This is a genomic window from Salinibacterium sp. TMP30 (genome assembly GCF_038397785.1).
In the GTDB taxonomy this organism is placed as follows: domain Bacteria; phylum Actinomycetota; class Actinomycetes; order Actinomycetales; family Microbacteriaceae; genus Rhodoglobus.
Genome location: NZ_CP151642.1, coordinates 2,351,529 through 2,366,479 on the forward strand (window position 1 = coordinate 2,351,529; position 14,951 = coordinate 2,366,479).

A 14,951-nucleotide genomic window follows, 5' to 3' on the forward strand; every position below is an offset into this window, starting at 1 on the left:
TCGTCAGGACCCGCTAGAAACCGAAGAATGATCCAGACGGTATCGGTCAGGGGCCGCTGCCGCCAAAGACGGGCCTACGCTTCTGTTGGAATGCAGCGAAGCCCTCGCGGTAGTCAACGCTCGCACACAGCTCTCCCTGCGCAGTGTTCTCCTCATCGATCGAGGCCCATAGCCCGATTCGATCGTCGCGCAGACGATGAACGAGTTGCTTGCTTGCGAGGAAGGCGCTGGTCGCACCAGTGGCCGCCCGGTGTGCGCGCTCCCGAGCGAATTTGAGAATCTCTGCCTCTGGGACCAGCCGGCTGAACAACCCTAGGGCAACCGCTTCGCTGCCCAGCATCAACTCAGCAGTGTAGATGAGGTCGAGGGTGCGGTGAGCACCCAAACGCTCAAAGAACAGCGCGTGACCACCAGAGTCGAGAGTCGCCCCTAGGTTCGCAAATGGGGATCCAATTTTCGCAGTATCGGCGACATAGACAACGTCGGAGGCGATCAGCAGGCCTAGCCCAACTCCAAGGCAAGCTCCGGTCGCGACCGCGAAGGTGGGTGCCGGAAACTCGTCAATCGTGCGCAGTAGTGGCGTCACAATGTTCGCCAAGTAGCCAGTCGCGTCATCCGTTGCGGGGTCAACTTTCGAGATGTCGCGGCCTGCGCAGAACGCGCGGCCCTCACCGCGCAGCAAGACCGCACGAACGCCCGCGTCCCGTGCGCTATTGTATGCCTCCGTGAGTTCGCAAATCGTGTCCTCATCAAGCGCGTTCAGTTTTTCGGGATCGTTCAGCACGATCTCCGCGACGGCATCTGCAATGTGTAATTCGATCGGCATGGTGTCTCCGGTTCAGGCGTCGTAGTTGACTTCAACAAAGTCGCTTGTGGGGATGGACTGGCAGGTCAGCACATAGCCGCGCGCAAGTTCGTCAGGTTCCAATGCGTAGTTCTCGACCATGTCCACGCTGCCGCTCACGACTACTGCGCGACAGGTGCCGCACACGCCCCCTGCGCACGCGAATGGAACATCGCCGCGCACCCGGAGAGCGGCATTCAGAACGCTTTCGTTGCTGTGCATAGGCGTAGTGACCGTTGCAGTCGTCCCATCCAGCCGGAATTTGACAGTGTGTAGCGGCTGCTCCGCAGAAACGACAATCGGGCGCCCCGACTGGCCACTGATGCGATCCGGCCGTCCGGCCGTGAACAGTTCATAACGAACATCTGCGACAGCTACCCCACGTTCGGCGAGCGTGTCTCTGCAAAGCTGTACAAGGTCGAAGGGACCACAGATGAACCACTCGTCGACTTCTTTAGGAGGGATAAGTTCGTCGAGGATCGCACTGAGCTTGTCGGCGTCCACCCGCCCCGAGAGCAGCTCGGAACTCCGATGTTCGCGCGTGAGCACGTGGTAAAGCGCGAGGCGAGCCGGAAATCGATCCTTCAGGTCTGCGAGCTCGTCCACGAACATCGTTTCCATCGCTGTGCGGTTGGAATAGACAAGTGAGAATCGGTTTCTCGGGTCGGCGCGCAACGCGCTTTCAATGAGAGCGATCACCGGTGTGATGCCCGAACCGGCCGCAATAGCGACATAGTGCGCGGGGGGTGCGACGAGTTGGGACGTGAATTTTCCCTCCGGAACCATCACGGACAGTTGCATCCCTTCACGCAGGTTGCTGACTGCCCATGTTGAGAACAGCCCACCAAGATCCCTCTTGATCCCAACCTTCAGCTCACCGGTGACCGGTGCCTGGCAGATTGAGTAGCTGCGACGCACATCCTCGCCCTCAAGCTCTGTGCGAAGGGCGATGTACTGTCCCGGCACGTAATCGTAGTCATTGACGAGTTGCTCGGGAACTTTGAATGTGACCTCGATCGCGTCGTCGGTGAGTTTGCGCACTCCCGACACAGTGAGTTCATGGAACGCCGCACGTCGCTTGGTTGCGGTTGTCATCAGTGTTCCTTGAAGTAATCGAAAGGCTCTTGACAGCGCTGGCACACATAGAGTGCCTTGCAGGATGTGGAGCCGAACCTTGCGGCTTCGCGGGTGTGAAGGGAACCGCAGTGCGGGCAACGCACGCCTAGCCCGAGGCTGACAACCCCGTCTGTGCGCCTTGGTCCGGGTGCTGCAATCCCGTACTCCTCGAGCTTGTCTCGACCCGACTGGCTCAGCCAGTCGGTCGTCCATGCTGGAGCGAGCACCACTTGTACCATCACCTCAGAATGACCGGCCTTGTTGAGCACCGCGACGATGTCGTCCCGCATAGCGTCGACTGCAGGGCATCCGGAGTAGGTCGGAGTGATCTGCACGATGACACCCTGATCGGAAATCCGTACGGAGCGAAGTACGCCGAGGTCCTCGATCGTGAGTACTGGCACCTCGGGGTCGACAACGGTCGCCGCCAAGTCCCATAGTTCACTTTCGAGAGTGCCGCTGGGTCTGGGTCGGGCAATCTGCTCGATGGCATCGTCACTCACCAGGATGCCCCTGGGTGGGCTCGAGCGAGCACCTGCATCTCGGCTAGCAACGGGCCAAGCGACTCGGAATGCTGTCCAAGTCGACCACCCCCCCGTGACTGCGGAGTCGTCGGAATCTGCAGCCCAGCATCGGTGATGAGGCGAGGCACCAAGACGTCAAAGTCGGCGCGCAGGGTTTGAGGGTCGACGGAGATCCCTTTGAGATCCTCGGCGAGGGGATCCGCGCTGTAGAGCTCATCGACACACGCCCACATGATGTCGAGTCCGCGCTGCATGCGCTCGTGCGAGAACTCAGTACCTCCACCGAGCCTGTTCAGCCACTGCACGCTGTGATCGAGGTGGTAGTCGACTTCTTTGCGAGCCTTCGCCGCGATCGCTGCGAGCGTCGGATCTGTGGATGTTGATAGCTCGCGGTACAGCGAGTCGAAGTAGACGGAGGCGATCAGTTGACGCGCGATCGTCTGAGCGAAATCTCCGTTTGGGCGCTCAAAGAGCTGGCGGTTGCGAAATTCTGGCTCGCCCCGAAAATAGGCTAGATCGTCTTCGGTCTTGCCCCACGCAGAACCCGCGTAGGTCAGAAGGCTTCGTGCATGGCCAAGCTGATCAAGCCCAATATTTCCGAGCGCTACATCCTCTTCGAGCTCGGGTGCGTTGGTGATCCACTCCCCGAGGCGCTGGGCCAGGATGAGTGCATCGTCACCGAGCCCGAGTGCGTACAGTGCAACCGCCTCGGACGCTATTGCCCCCGCCCCGGCAATCGATTCCGGGGTAATGGCCGTGGATGCGACATGGCTGCTCTTCATAGGTGGGGAACCGAATCTGACTCGGTGTAATAGCTGGCGTGGCGGTATTCCTTGCCCTGAGGCGACTCGAAGTATGCGCCGCGGGCGTCCGGGTCCGACGCGGTGATGCTCGAAGCGGGGACCACCCAAACGGACACACCTTCAGCTCGTCGGGTATAGAGGTCGCGCGCATTGCGAACAGCCATGATCTCGTCCGGGGCGTGCAATGATCCTGCATGCACATGGGATAAGCCCCGTGCGGAACGAATGAAGACCTCCCAGAGAGGCCACATCTCGCGGGCGCCGGAGTCGCCGGGACTGGTCATGATGCGATCCTTTCTGGTTCGACGGAGCGGGCTTCGGCATAGGCACGCGCGGCCACGCGCACCCAAGCACCATCTTCGTGAGCGCGCCGACGGCGCTCGACACGAATGCTGTTCGCGGGGCCGCGACCCGCGAGCACTTCGTAGAATTCACTCCAGTCGAGTTCGCCAAAGTCGTAGTGGCCACGCTCCTTATTCCAGCGGATGGCCGGATCGGGAAGAGTGACACCCAGGATCTCGGCTTGGGGCACGAGCATGTCGACGAAGCGCTGGCGCAAGTCGTCGTTGCTAAAGCGTTTGATTTTCCAGGCCATGCTCTGCTTTGAGTTTGGTGAATCGTCGTCGGGGGGCCCAAACATCATGAGTGCGGGGGCGTACCAGCGGTTGACGGATTCCTGAGCCATCGAACGCTGTTGTTCGGTCCCTCGCATCAACTTGAGCAAAATCTCGAATCCCTGACGCTGGTGGAAGGACTCCTCCTTGCAGATGCGCACCATGGCGCGACCGTACGGGCCGTAGGATGCCCGACACAACGGCACCTGATTACAGATCGCCGCACCGTCGACAAGCCATCCTATTGAGCCCATGTCAGCCCAAGTCGGAGCCGTGTAGTTGAAGATCGAGGAGTACTTAGCTTTGCCCGTGATGAGCTGCTCGAACATTGTGTCGCGGTCGACGCCGAGAGTCTGGGCCGCTGAGTAGAGGTAGAGGCCGTGGCCCGCTTCGTCCTGGACCTTCGCCATGAGGATGGCCTTGCGTTTAAGGCTCGGTGCACGCGTAATCCAGTTGCCTTCGGGCTGCATTCCGATGATCTCGGAGTGCGCATGCTGCGAGATTTGCCGTATGAGCGTCTTGCGGTATCCCTCGGGCATCCAGTCGGTGGGCTCAACCCGCTGCTCGTTCGCAATTAGTTCGTCGAAGCGGCGCTGTCCGACGAAGTCGTCCTCTGTCATGATGGCTCCTTTGCAACTTACCGGGCGTTCAGTAACCTTAGCAGGCGGAGTCGGACTGATCAAGCATCCGAGTCGACTAGAGTCGGGATACCATCGACCGGCGAAGTCACGAGGAGCACGCATGGCAAGCTCAGTTCCGGAGGCAAACGAACAGCGTCGCGGCGGCAATGGACGCAGCGGTCGCGATCCCTACGACCTCACCGCCGTCCTCGACATCTCGGTCGCCGCATTCAACGACTTCGGCTACGAAGCAACATCTATGGGGACTCTTGCCGAACGACTGGGAACCAGCAAATCTGCGGTCTACTACCACGTGACCGCCAAGGAGGACCTTCTGAGGCTGGCACTTGATCGCGCCCTCAGCCATCTGGAGGCGGTGCTCGCCGAGCCTGGGGCGACCTCCGGGCCAGCCGACGACCGACTGCGGTTCGTACTTCGCGGAGCAGTGCGGGTGCTGGTCGACGATCTGCCCTATGTGACTCTCCTGCTGCGCCTGCGCGGCAACACCGACGTCGAGCGCGTCGCCCTCGAACGTCGGCGGGAGTTTGACCATTCGGTCGCCAGTCTCGTTGACGAGGCGCGCACCACCGGCAGCCTGCGCTCCGACATTGATGCTCGCACCACAACCCGGCTTCTGTTCGGCATGATCAACTCGATTGTCGAGTGGTACAAGCCGGGCGGTCAGCTCACGTGCGAACAGCTCGCCGACGACGTCATCACCGTCGCTTTTGACGGGCTCCACGAGCGCTCAGCACGCTAGTTAGGTCTTCGACACGAGCGTCAGCACTTCATAGGTGGCGACCGGTTCATCCGACTGGTTGGTCAACACAGCGTCCCAGCGCACTTCACCGTACACTTCGTTCTCGCGAGGCGTGATTTCCTTAGCAGTGAGGCTTACCTTCACCACATCCCCGGGCACGACCGGCGTCAGGAAGCGAAGGTTGTCCAGACCGTAATTCGCAAGAACAGGGCCCGGTGAAGGATCGACAAACAGCCCGGCAGCCCAAGACAACAAGAGGTAGCCGTGCGCGACGCGCCCCGGGAAAAACGGGTTCGCGGCCGCCGCCTTCTCGTCGGTGTGTGCATAAAATGTGTCACCCGTAAAATCAGCGAAGTGTGCGATGTCGTCGAGCGTGATCTCGCGCCCGTCAGACTTGACGGTATCGCCGATCACGAGGCGTGACAGGGGTTTGCGGAATGGATGCTCGCCTTCGACTATCGGTGCACCGGCACGCCACTGGCCGGTCAATCCGGTCAGCACTGCGGGTGAACCCTGCAAAGCGAGACGGCGCATATAGTGCTTCACGGCACGGATGCCGCCTAGCTCCTCGCCACCGCCCGCGCGACCCGGGCCACCGTGTACCAAATGTGGCACTGGCGATCCGTGGCCGGTGCTAGTCCGTGCATCGTCCCGGTCGAGCACTAGTAGACGACCGTGGAATCCTGCAATGCCCTCCACGATTCGCGCGACTGACTCGGGATTATAGCTGGCGATTGTCGCGACAAGTGATCCTCCGCCACGATTTGCCAGCCGGATCGCGTCGCCAACGTCGGCATAGCCCAGCACGGATGCCACCGGACCGAACGCTTCGATATCGTGCACGGCCTCCGAGTCCGCATCGTCGAACTGAAGCAGGACCGGGCCTTGGAAAGCACCATCCGGGGCAGAGCCGCTACTGCCATCCTTGAGGACTACAGTCGGATCGTCGAGACTGCCGTACACGATCCGCCCGCCTCCTGAGACTAGTGCCTGCACGCTTCTGTACACCTCTTCGCGCTGTTCGACACTCGCGAGCGGGCCCATCGTCACACCATCGACGCGCGGGTCTCCCAAGGTCACACGCGAATCGAGGCGCTTGCTGACCGCCGCGATCACAGGGGCAACCATCTCGGCCGGGACGATGACCCGGCGGATGCTGGTGCACTTCTGCCCCGCCTTGGCCATCATCTCCGAAACGACCGACGCGACGAACGCGGCGAACTCGGGGGCGTCTATGGTCACGTCGGGCCCTAGGATCGCTGCGTTCAGCGAATCAGTCTCGATTGTCAGGCCCAGACCGCGGGAGATGACGTTGCGGTGGACCGCGAACGATGCGGCGGTGCTCGCTGAACCGGTAAACGACACGTGGTCACGCACGTCCAGCAGGTCGAGCAGGTTGCGTGCTCCGCCGCAAACGAGCTGCAGGGATCCTTCGGGTAGCAGGCCGGATTCGACCATCACCCGTACCGCTGCCTCGGTCAGGGTAGCCGTCGGACTAGCAGGCTTGACGATACTTGGCACACCCGCGAGGAATGCGGGCGCAAACTTCTCAAGCATGCCCCAGACCGGAAAGTTAAAGGCGTTTACCTGAAAAGCGACGCCGGGGATGCGCTCATAAACGTGCTGGCCTCCGAAGGACCCGTCACGCGCGAGATTTTCAGCGGTTCCGTCAACGATGCGAGTGTGTACATTAGGCAGATCACGTCGGCCCTTTGAACCATAGGTGAAGAGCACGCCTATACCACCGTCGACGTCTACCATCGAATCGCGGGATGTTGCGCCTGTGCTCGCGCTGACCCGATACAACTCGTCTTTCGCCTCGGTGAGGGCCCCGGCGAGCGACTTGAGGATCAGCGCGCGCTCATGGAATGTCAGCTGACCGAGGCTCTTCTGGCCGATGGTGCGGGCAAAGTCGATCGCCCCGGCGAGATCGATGCCCTCACTTCCGACGAGGGCCAACACCTCACCTGTGGAGGCATCTCGGATTGGAATGCCATCGGCACTTTCCCACCAACTGCCCTGCACATAGCTGGGAAGCACGCGAGTTTCAACGAGCGTTGCGGTCATGAGGTACCTTTTTCCATTTGCTGAACGGACAGTAGACTGGCGCGATGACGCAGCAGCCTTGGAAGATCGTGCTCGGTGACCTCGACCGCAAGATGGGAATCGAGGTCGTCGAAGAGTCGGCGGAGCGAGTTGTCGCGACCATGCCCGTAAATGGCAACACACAGTCGTTCGGATCGCTTCACGGTGGAGCGTCCTTGGTGCTTGGCGAAGCGCTCGGCTCGTGGGCCGCAGTCATCCACGCGAGCACGCTTGACAAAACAGCTGTTGGCCTCGATGTCAGCGCGACGCATCACCGTGGAGCGCGAGCAGGAATCGTCACGGGCACAGCAACCGCCATCCAGCTCGGCAAGACGGTGACGTGCCACGAGGTTGTGATGACAGACGAGACTGGCGCACGACTGTGCACAGTGCGGATCACAAATCTCATAGTGAAGCTTCGCTAGTCCTCCCATTGGAAGAACCCCTGACCGGTCTTGCGGCCGAGTCTGCCCGCGGCGACCATCTCGCGCATCAGGGCCGGCGGCTCGAACCGGTCGCCCAGCGTCTCGTGCAGGTAGGTAGCGATGCCCAGTCGAACGTCGAGACCGACCATATCGGTGAGACGCAATGGCCCCACCGGGAACTTGTAGCCCAGCACCATAGCTGCGTCGATGTCCTCGGCAGACGCGACGCCCTCTTCGAGCATCCTGATCGCCTCGAGAGCGATCACGACGCCCAACCGCGAACTTGCGAAGCCAGGTGAGTCATTCACCGTCACCGGGGTTTTGCCGATTTCCACCACCCACTGCTGCGCCAAGTCGATCAACTGAGCTGCGGATGCGACCCCGCGTACGATTTCGACAAGCTTCGAACTCGGCACGGGGTTGAAGAAGTGCAGTCCACACAGGCGCTCGGGGCGAGCGAGCGCCTGGGCGATCAGCGAAATTGATAGCGACGATGTGTTCGACGCGAGCCAAGCATCGGCACCGACCACCCCTTCTACGCGCGCGAGCATTTGGCCCTTGAGCGGAAGATCCTCGGGCACAGCTTCAACAACTAGTCCGGAGTCGGCCAGATCATCAATATTGATCGTGGTTCTGGCGCGCGCAACGAGTTCCTCGCGCGGCTCCTCGGTCGTGCCGCGGGCGACGCTCGTTTCGATCGCTGTCAATAGTGCTGCGCTGGCATGGTCGGCGGCCTCATGGTCGCGCTCGAGCACTGTAACCTGAGCGCCCGCGAGCAGGAACGCATGGGCGATACCAATGCCCATACGGCCACCCCCAACGACCCCTACAACCTGCGGTAGGGCGCTCACTTCGCGCGCCTATCAACAAAGGCGGTCATCCGCTCGAACTTCGCTGACGACTCGAACAGGACGGACTGCGCAAGCTCATCGACAGCCGGATGCTCAGAGCGCGGAGCGCTCATGACTCTCTTGCTGTGCTGGATAGCAAGGGGATCGAGCACAGCGATCCGATCGGCGAGTGCGTCAGCCGCCGCATCCAGTGCACTCGGGTCGTGCAGCTCGGTGACCAAACGCGCCTCAAGTGCCTCCTGAGCAGTGAGCACCCGACCAGCCAGCAGGATCTCCTTAGCAAGCGGCTCCCCGACCAGTTCGAGCAAGCGCCATGTGGCACCGGCAGCCGCAATGATTCCCAGCGAGGCTTCCGGGTTGCCAAAACACGCTCGATTGCTGGCGATCCGGAAGTCGGCCGCGTAAGCGAGCTCGGCTCCACCGCCGAGCGCCCAACCGTCGATCGCGGCAATGACTGGCATCGGCAGTGCGGCTATCCTCATGAACAGGCGCGAGTTGATACCTTCGAGAGCGTCTGCGGCTCGACGTTCACGCAACTCGGCGATGTCCGCTCCCGATGCGAAGACACCCTCGCCGCCGCTGAGGATCAGGATACGGGGGCTGGCTTCGAGGCGGTCACATATATCGTGGAGCTCCTCCACCATCACGCGGCTTATCGCGTTGCGCACGCCCGGACGATTGAGCCGCACGTGCAGGCGATCAGTTTGATCTCCGACAATCAGCAGCGTTGTGTACATCACACTGCCTCCACGATGAGAGCGGCTCCCTGCCCAACCCCAACACACATGGTGGCAAGGCCTCTTCGCGCACTTTCGCGGTCCATTCGGCCAAGCAGTGTGACCAATAGTCGGGTGCCCGACGCGCCGAGTGGGTGACCGAGCGCTATGGCACCGCCGTCGGCGTTCACGATCGCATCATCGAATCCGAGAGTGCGTAGGCAGGCGAGGGACTGGGTCGCGAAGGCCTCGTTGAGCTCGACGGCGCCGAGGTCTCCGATCGTGAGGCCGGTGCGCTCGAGCAGCTTGCGAGTTGCAGGAATAGGGCCGAGCCCCATTACTTCGGGCGCCAGGCCCGCAGAAGCGCCGCCGACTACTCGCGCGCGCGGCGTGAGGTCGAAGCGCTCAACCGCGGCTTCGCTTGCAATGAGTACCGCGGCCGCACCGTCGTTCAACGGTGACGAGTTGCCTGCCGTTACGATGCTGCCGCCCAGTACAACGGGCCGCAGACGGGAAAGTATCTCAAGCGTCGTGTCGGCACGGGGGCCCTCATCCGTCGACACGACGATGCCGTTCGGGGTTGCAACGGGGACAATCTCCCGATCGAAGTGACCGGAGGTCACGGCCGCGAGGGCCCGCCTGTGTGAGCCCAGGGCGAACTCGTCAGCGTCGGCCCGCGAGATGCCCTCCTGAACACCGACGAACTCGCCAGTCTCCGTCATAGAATAGGTCGCCTTGTCTCGGGCCTTGAGTCTCGGGTTGGGAAAACGCCAACCGATCGAAGTGTCATAGATCTCGCTGGGCTTGGCGAACGCCTTATCGGGCTTCGCAAGGACCCAGGGTGCCCGAGTCATGGATTCCACACCGCCGGCGATCACGATGTCGGCTTCGCCGGACTTGACCATGCTCGCCGCCAGGTGCACGGCAGAGAGGCCAGATGCGCACAGCCGGTTCACAGTGATACCCGGCACCGAGTCGGGCAGGCCAGCAAGGAGGAGCGCCATGCGGGCGACGTTGCGGTTGTCCTCACCAGCTTGGTTCGCATCACCGAAGATGACGTCGTCGATGACTGTCGGGTCTACGCCGGTGCGGGCAACAATCTCCCCAATGGCGATGGCGGCGAGGTCATCGGGCCTAACTGTGGAAAGAGTTCCGCCGTAACGGCCGATCGGGGTACGAACCCCATCGATCACAAATGCCTCAGCCACTGCTCGCCACCTTGCGTCGTGTTCGGTCGTTAAGTACTTACTTACTGATCGTTCGTTCGTTCTGCAAGAATGACACGGCTCTCGAAAACAGTCAACCCGCGCGCGTTGACTAGCGATTCCGAACCTGTCCTCATTCACCCAGTGCGTCTCGCACTTGCGGTCACGAAGTGTGACGGCGTCCATCGCCGTAAGGGTCGCGGATTTGCCGGTCACTTCAGCGCTTGGAAGAGGGGAGCAGTGCGTTCCCAAGTGTGCTTCATGGGACACGACTGGGTCATCTTCGTTAACCTCTCGCTGCATCGAGACTGACAAATCAAGAACTGCGGGGCGCAGCACATAGCCGAGGCAGAAGAACGCGCGCCCTTGTCCGAACCGCCGCCGGAGCTGAAGAATTGGTTGATAAAGCTGTCGGCGGCAATCGCCTTGAAGAAGGAGTCCTCCTGCCACTGAATGAAGCGTTGGTTGAACTCGCGCACGATCGCCTCGTTCTGACCTTTCACGAGCACTGCTAGCTCCTTAGGCGCCGCGGATGCTCTACTGGCCAGGATCGGATCCCCCGCGGACAGCGCCACCCAAAAACCACTTGGCGTCACGGACAATCGCTCCGCTGGCTGCCTGAACAATCGTCCCTTCCGGCATGTCCATGAGAGGGGAACAAATGTGGATGAGACTCAGCGCGCCCGATAAGGGCCGTGCTGCCAGCGCCGATGTTTAGCGCCCTGTGCACCTTGCTACGCGCGTACCTCTTGAGCAAAGGCGCGAAGCTCGGAAATGATGGACTGTCGATCCGTGATGGTGACCATTTGCTGTTGCGCTTGAAACCTAGTTGCTAACTTGAGGCATGCTAGTTGTTGCCGAGCACGTGGGTGCGTTCAATGTGTGACAGTCGATGGATTTATGCAGTAACGGCGGTGTTGCCGGTGGCTGAAACGTCGGCGGCGGCGTACGTACGCGAGCCGCGGCGGGGGCGACTTCGGTCATCACTGCGAAGAAGAGTCCGGTCGCTTCGAGGACCGCCTATCCCCAGCCAGACTGCGGAGTAAGGAACGGGAAGACTCGGGTCAAATTCTTGCTGGCGTCGCGGGTCCATCTCCGGCGCGAAGCGATGCCGAACAGGTGCTGGGCTACTCTGAGGCAGAGCAGTTCAGCATTGGTGATGGCTGGTCGTCGCCGGAGCCGATCCCGTTGGCAAATCCCGGTGCGGGAATGATCCGATCCTATAACTGGGCAAAAGTTTGGCCAGGCGGGTGGTCAGAGCTGTCTTTACAAACAAGGGTTAACACCCTTCACCTTTGATCAAGAGTGCCGACTCGCGACTAGTCAGATCGGACAATACAACAAGCGCGAAGCCTGTCGAATAGGAATCATTCCTCTAGGCCCGCCACGCATACGTTTTTCTTGGCAACTGCCGCCCCCGCAGGTCCCTTGCGAAACTGTTCGAAGCGTCGAGTCAACCGTCCTCCAGCAGCGGAAATCCGCGCATGGATATCCGATCGTCACAGGCCAATGTCGTGGCCCACAGCGCGATGGCGTCCAATTCGGGAGCAGCTTCGCTGACGAGGGCGATGAACTTGGCCCCAATGTCTTCATCGAGTGCACGGTTCTTTGGGTTCCCGTATGGGTTCTCGCAGGACCCGGTGAGCACCCGTCCGGAAGTGAATTCGAGCTCGACTCGAGCGCGATGGACATCGGGAAAGACCGCATCATATTTCGAATCCGACTGAATCGTGACTCGTTCCGCGAGCTGCCGGATGTCAGGATCAGTGAGGGCGGCTCCTTCGAACGCGGCTGCCGAGGCTGCACCATGGACGAGCGTAGTGGCCACGGAGAACGGGATGGAGAACCGCGCTGCCAAGGGCGTTAGCAATTCTGGCAGTGCGTCGAGTTCCGCTGCACGCTCGCTAACCCGCACGCTGACGCGCGCGACTGTGCGCGGATCGATTCGTGCGCCCAGCTCCCAACGGGCCCGTTCCGGTGAGGTATCTTCCCTCACAGCGTCAATAAGGGCGTCGACGACGGGATGCAGATGGCCGCAGGTGGAGTGGAACTTCACGTATCCGTCATTAACAGCCCAAGAAGCCCCCAGGTTTTCAGTGAGTGGTCCTTCCTCGAAGCGCTCGCCGAGGATACTTCCGAAGACTTCTGTCACGGATCTGTCGAATGCGCTGAAACCTACTGCCATGAGTCGGTCAACAGTGAGTGCTGTGAGTCCGCTCATCGCTGGTGCGGCCGAGTGAATCGTGGCCCCGGAGTAGGGAAGGCTGTACGAAGTGGCCGACGCGAATGCCGCAGCAGCGTTCATCGCTGCCGCGGTCGCTATGGCGTCCGCCCCCCGAAGCCACGCGAGGGCGGCTGCCACTCCGACATGCCCGTAGTTGCCGTGGCAGTGAATCGGCGGTCGGAGTCGTGCCGCACGCTGAATCCTGGCTTGGACCTCGTAGCCCAGAATGAAAGCGGTCAGGAACCGTCGGCCAGAGGCGTCGTTTGCCTGAGTTGTGGCTAGGACGGGCGGCAGGATGTGCATCGCGGGATGTCCGGTTGGGCGAGTGCCCTCGTCCAGCTCCGTCGAGCAGGCTGACACGGCGTTGAGAAGTGTTGCCTCCTCGATGTCTACTCGTTGAAACAGCGGTGAAATTACGGTCGCCGGTCCCGTGTTCTGCGAGCCGTCGATGAGACGGTGAGCCAAGTCCGTCACCGAACCTCGCAGCATGACACCGATGGTGTCCGATATAACGAACGATGCACGCCTTCGGGTCGCAGATGGGATATGATCGCCCGTCGTCGCTGCGACAAATCGTGCGAGCTCCTGGACTGATGGCTCGAAGTTGGAGCTGCTTTCCTCGTCAAATTTCATATTCTGCATCACCGGTCGCTTTCTGATGGTTGGCTAGAGGTTTCGTCTCGAGAAAGGCGAGGAGGACCGTGGCGACCAGCGCTAGTGGCGATAGGAGAAGAAACAGGGGCGGTAGGGCCGCGCTGTAGGCTTCCGCGACCTCGGATTGGAGCGTAACCGGCATTTGAGCCAGGACCGAAGGAGTCAAGGTCTCTAGATCCACGGCGACGGCCGTGTCGCCGATACGAGTTCCGGCCAAGGTGGTGGCGAGAGTCGCAGTGAACGCGCTTCCCACCGCCGAGATTCCAACCGCGGCCCCCACCTGTCTGAAATAGTTATTGGATGCCGTGGCGCTGCCAACCATGATGGCAGGCAGGGCGTTCTGCACGATAAGCACCAACAATTGGGTGACGGTGCCGAGTCCGGCGCCCATCAGCGCGGAGTAGGCACAAACTTCAAAGACGGTGGTGGATGCGTCCATGGTCGACATCAGCACGAGTGCGATACCGACTATCACCGATCCGACAATCGGAATGAGCTTGTAACGCCCGGTACGGGTGACGGTGTAACCCGTCACCGCGGATGAGACCAAGATCGAGCCGATCATGGGGATCAATATCAGGCCCGACTCAGTCGCGTTCAGACCCATAACCATCTGTACGTAAACGGGGAGGTAGGTAACCACTGCGAACATTGCGATGCCACTTACCAGCAGAGCCGCTCCCGTTGCCAGCACGAAGGTCCGGTCCCGGAAGAGCTTGAGGGACATGATGGGCTGCACTGCACGATACTCCGCAAAGACGAATCCAGTGGCGGATGCGAGAGAGATAGCTGCCATGCCAACAGTCTCGGGGGAATTCCACTCGAATACTGTGCCAGCCCAGGTGGCAAGAAGCACAACCGTGGTCGTTCCGATCAAGAGGAAGATAATGCCGAAAAAGTCGGGCTCAGGCCTCAGCCGGGACTGTGACGGTTTGACGAATCTAAGAGTCAGGCCAAGGGCAATGGCCCCGATCGGCACATTGAGCCAAAATGCCCAATTCCAGCCAGGCCCATCCGTGAACCAGCCGCCGAGAAGCGGTCCGATAACCGAAGCGACGGCCCATACTGCACCGAACACTCCTGCGTACTTGGCCCGCTCTCGAGCGGGAACGGCATCGGCGAGGATGGTTTGCGAGAGAACGAGAAGGCCGCCACCTCCCACACCCTGAATGAGGCGGCAAACGATCAGCCCGTCCATTGTCGTGGCGAGCGCTGCCGCGACTGATCCGCCCGTGAAGATTACGATCGCGAGGGCCAGAAGTCCCCTTCTTCCGACTACGTCACTCAGGGAACCGTAGATGGGCATGCTGGCGGTCGACGTGAGGACGAAGCCAGAGACCACCCAGGCGATGCGGTCCGCACCGCCGAGCTCGCCGGCGATAGTCGGCAGCGCGGTGCTCAGCAACGTCTGATTGAACGCGACCATGAGTAGGGCCAGCATTAGGCACGCGACGAGGAAGCGTACATCTCTCGGAGAGTAGAGCTGAGGGGAGGCAGTATCCGTCATATC

The 14,951-nt window shown here is 61.1% G+C and carries 15 protein-coding genes; 2 read left to right on the forward strand and 13 right to left on the reverse strand.

The features are described 5' to 3' along the window. Positions 1-46: 46 nt before the first annotated feature. The 6 genes from AADH44_RS11470 to paaA are packed head-to-tail and all read right to left on the reverse strand — an operon-like array spanning position 47 to position 4,521. Positions 47-826: an enoyl-CoA hydratase-related protein gene (locus AADH44_RS11470; RefSeq protein ID WP_341952962.1), complete on the reverse strand. Its 780-nt coding sequence runs from the start codon at positions 824-826 to the stop codon at positions 47-49. A 12-nt stretch (positions 827-838) separates the two neighbouring features. Beyond that, positions 839-1,939 carry a 1,2-phenylacetyl-CoA epoxidase subunit PaaE gene (gene paaE / locus AADH44_RS11475; RefSeq protein ID WP_341952963.1) on the reverse strand — a complete coding sequence of 367 codons (1,101 nt, stop codon included), beginning with the start codon at positions 1,937-1,939 and terminating at the stop codon, positions 839-841. Next, positions 1,939-2,463: a 1,2-phenylacetyl-CoA epoxidase subunit PaaD gene (gene paaD, locus AADH44_RS11480; protein ID WP_341952964.1), complete on the reverse strand. Its 525-nt coding sequence runs from the start codon at positions 2,461-2,463 to the stop codon at positions 1,939-1,941. Before paaD ends, paaE begins: the two co-directional genes overlap by 1 nt. Beyond that, complete coding sequence (gene paaC, locus AADH44_RS11485; protein ID WP_341952965.1) at positions 2,460-3,266, reverse strand: 1,2-phenylacetyl-CoA epoxidase subunit PaaC; 807 nt, start codon at positions 3,264-3,266, stop codon at positions 2,460-2,462. The genes paaD and paaC overlap by 4 nt, the downstream gene beginning before the upstream one ends. Beyond that, entirely contained in the window at positions 3,263-3,571 is a 309-nt protein-coding gene (gene paaB, locus AADH44_RS11490) for a 1,2-phenylacetyl-CoA epoxidase subunit PaaB (RefSeq protein WP_341952966.1), read from the reverse strand. The genes paaC and paaB overlap by 4 nt, the downstream gene beginning before the upstream one ends. After that, positions 3,568-4,521: a 1,2-phenylacetyl-CoA epoxidase subunit PaaA gene (paaA, locus tag AADH44_RS11495; RefSeq protein ID WP_341952967.1), complete on the reverse strand. Its 954-nt coding sequence runs from the start codon at positions 4,519-4,521 to the stop codon at positions 3,568-3,570. The genes paaB and paaA overlap by 4 nt, the downstream gene beginning before the upstream one ends. A 121-nt stretch (positions 4,522-4,642) precedes the next feature. Between paaA and AADH44_RS11500 the strand changes: the two genes are divergently transcribed. After that, positions 4,643-5,281: a TetR/AcrR family transcriptional regulator gene (locus AADH44_RS11500; RefSeq protein ID WP_341952968.1), complete on the forward strand. Its 639-nt coding sequence runs from the start codon at positions 4,643-4,645 to the stop codon at positions 5,279-5,281. Here AADH44_RS11500 and paaZ read toward each other — a convergent pair whose 3' ends face one another. Then, entirely contained in the window at positions 5,282-7,348 is a 2,067-nt protein-coding gene (gene paaZ / locus AADH44_RS11505; protein ID WP_341952969.1) for a phenylacetic acid degradation bifunctional protein PaaZ, read from the reverse strand. Positions 7,349-7,392: 44 nt separating this feature from the next. Between paaZ and AADH44_RS11510 the strand changes: the two genes are divergently transcribed. Then, complete coding sequence (locus AADH44_RS11510; RefSeq protein WP_341952970.1) at positions 7,393-7,791, forward strand: hotdog fold thioesterase; 399 nt, start codon at positions 7,393-7,395, stop codon at positions 7,789-7,791. Here AADH44_RS11510 and AADH44_RS11515 read toward each other — a convergent pair. The 6 genes from AADH44_RS11515 to AADH44_RS11540 all read right to left on the reverse strand — a co-directional run bounded on the left by AADH44_RS11515 (position 7,788) and on the right by AADH44_RS11540 (position 14,948). Further along, entirely contained in the window at positions 7,788-8,642 is an 855-nt protein-coding gene (locus AADH44_RS11515) for a 3-hydroxyacyl-CoA dehydrogenase family protein (protein ID WP_341952971.1), read from the reverse strand. The two genes, AADH44_RS11510 and AADH44_RS11515, sit on opposite strands and share 4 nt — an antisense overlap. Beyond that, positions 8,639-9,379 (reverse strand): enoyl-CoA hydratase/isomerase family protein, encoded by a 741-nt coding sequence (locus AADH44_RS11520; RefSeq protein ID WP_341955001.1) that lies wholly within the window; start codon positions 9,377-9,379, stop codon positions 8,639-8,641. Before AADH44_RS11520 ends, AADH44_RS11515 begins: the two co-directional genes overlap by 4 nt. Continuing rightward, positions 9,379-10,566 (reverse strand): acetyl-CoA C-acyltransferase, encoded by a 1,188-nt coding sequence (locus AADH44_RS11525; RefSeq protein ID WP_341952972.1) that lies wholly within the window; start codon positions 10,564-10,566, stop codon positions 9,379-9,381. Before AADH44_RS11525 ends, AADH44_RS11520 begins: the two co-directional genes overlap by 1 nt. Before the next feature lie 209 nt (positions 10,567-10,775). Beyond that, complete coding sequence (locus AADH44_RS11530) at positions 10,776-11,072, reverse strand: hypothetical protein (protein WP_341952973.1); 297 nt, start codon at positions 11,070-11,072, stop codon at positions 10,776-10,778. Between the two features lie 944 nt (positions 11,073-12,016). Beyond that, the gene (locus AADH44_RS11535; RefSeq protein ID WP_341952974.1) at positions 12,017-13,420 is read right to left on the reverse strand and encodes an MmgE/PrpD family protein; all 1,404 of its coding nucleotides are present in this window, start codon (positions 13,418-13,420) and stop codon (positions 12,017-12,019) included. Next, entirely contained in the window at positions 13,410-14,948 is a 1,539-nt protein-coding gene (locus tag AADH44_RS11540; RefSeq protein ID WP_341952975.1) for an MDR family MFS transporter, read from the reverse strand. The genes AADH44_RS11535 and AADH44_RS11540 overlap by 11 nt, the downstream gene beginning before the upstream one ends. Positions 14,949-14,951 lie beyond the last annotated feature (3 nt).

Coding starts and splice junctions, on each gene's coding strand:
- AADH44_RS11470 (WP_341952962.1), bottom strand. CDS start 826: ATGCCGATCGAATTACACATTGCAGATGCCGTCGCGGAGATCGTGCTG.
- paaE (WP_341952963.1), bottom strand. CDS start 1,939: ATGACAACCGCAACCAAGCGACGTGCGGCGTTCCATGAACTCACTGTG.
- paaC (WP_341952965.1), bottom strand. CDS start 3,266: ATGAAGAGCAGCCATGTCGCATCCACGGCCATTACCCCGGAATCGATT.
- paaB (WP_341952966.1), bottom strand. CDS start 3,571: ATGACCAGTCCCGGCGACTCCGGCGCCCGCGAGATGTGGCCTCTCTGG.
- paaA (WP_341952967.1), bottom strand. CDS start 4,521: ATGACAGAGGACGACTTCGTCGGACAGCGCCGCTTCGACGAACTAATT.
- AADH44_RS11500 (WP_341952968.1), top strand. CDS start 4,643: ATGGCAAGCTCAGTTCCGGAGGCAAACGAACAGCGTCGCGGCGGCAAT.
- paaZ (WP_341952969.1), bottom strand. CDS start 7,348: ATGACCGCAACGCTCGTTGAAACTCGCGTGCTTCCCAGCTATGTGCAG.
- AADH44_RS11510 (WP_341952970.1), top strand. CDS start 7,393: ATGACGCAGCAGCCTTGGAAGATCGTGCTCGGTGACCTCGACCGCAAG.
- AADH44_RS11520 (WP_341955001.1), bottom strand. CDS start 9,379: ATGTACACAACGCTGCTGATTGTCGGAGATCAAACTGATCGCCTGCAC.
- AADH44_RS11535 (WP_341952974.1), bottom strand. CDS start 13,420: ATGAAATTTGACGAGGAAAGCAGCTCCAACTTCGAGCCATCAGTCCAG.
- AADH44_RS11540 (WP_341952975.1), bottom strand. CDS start 14,948: ATGACGGATACTGCCTCCCCTCAGCTCTACTCTCCGAGAGATGTACGC.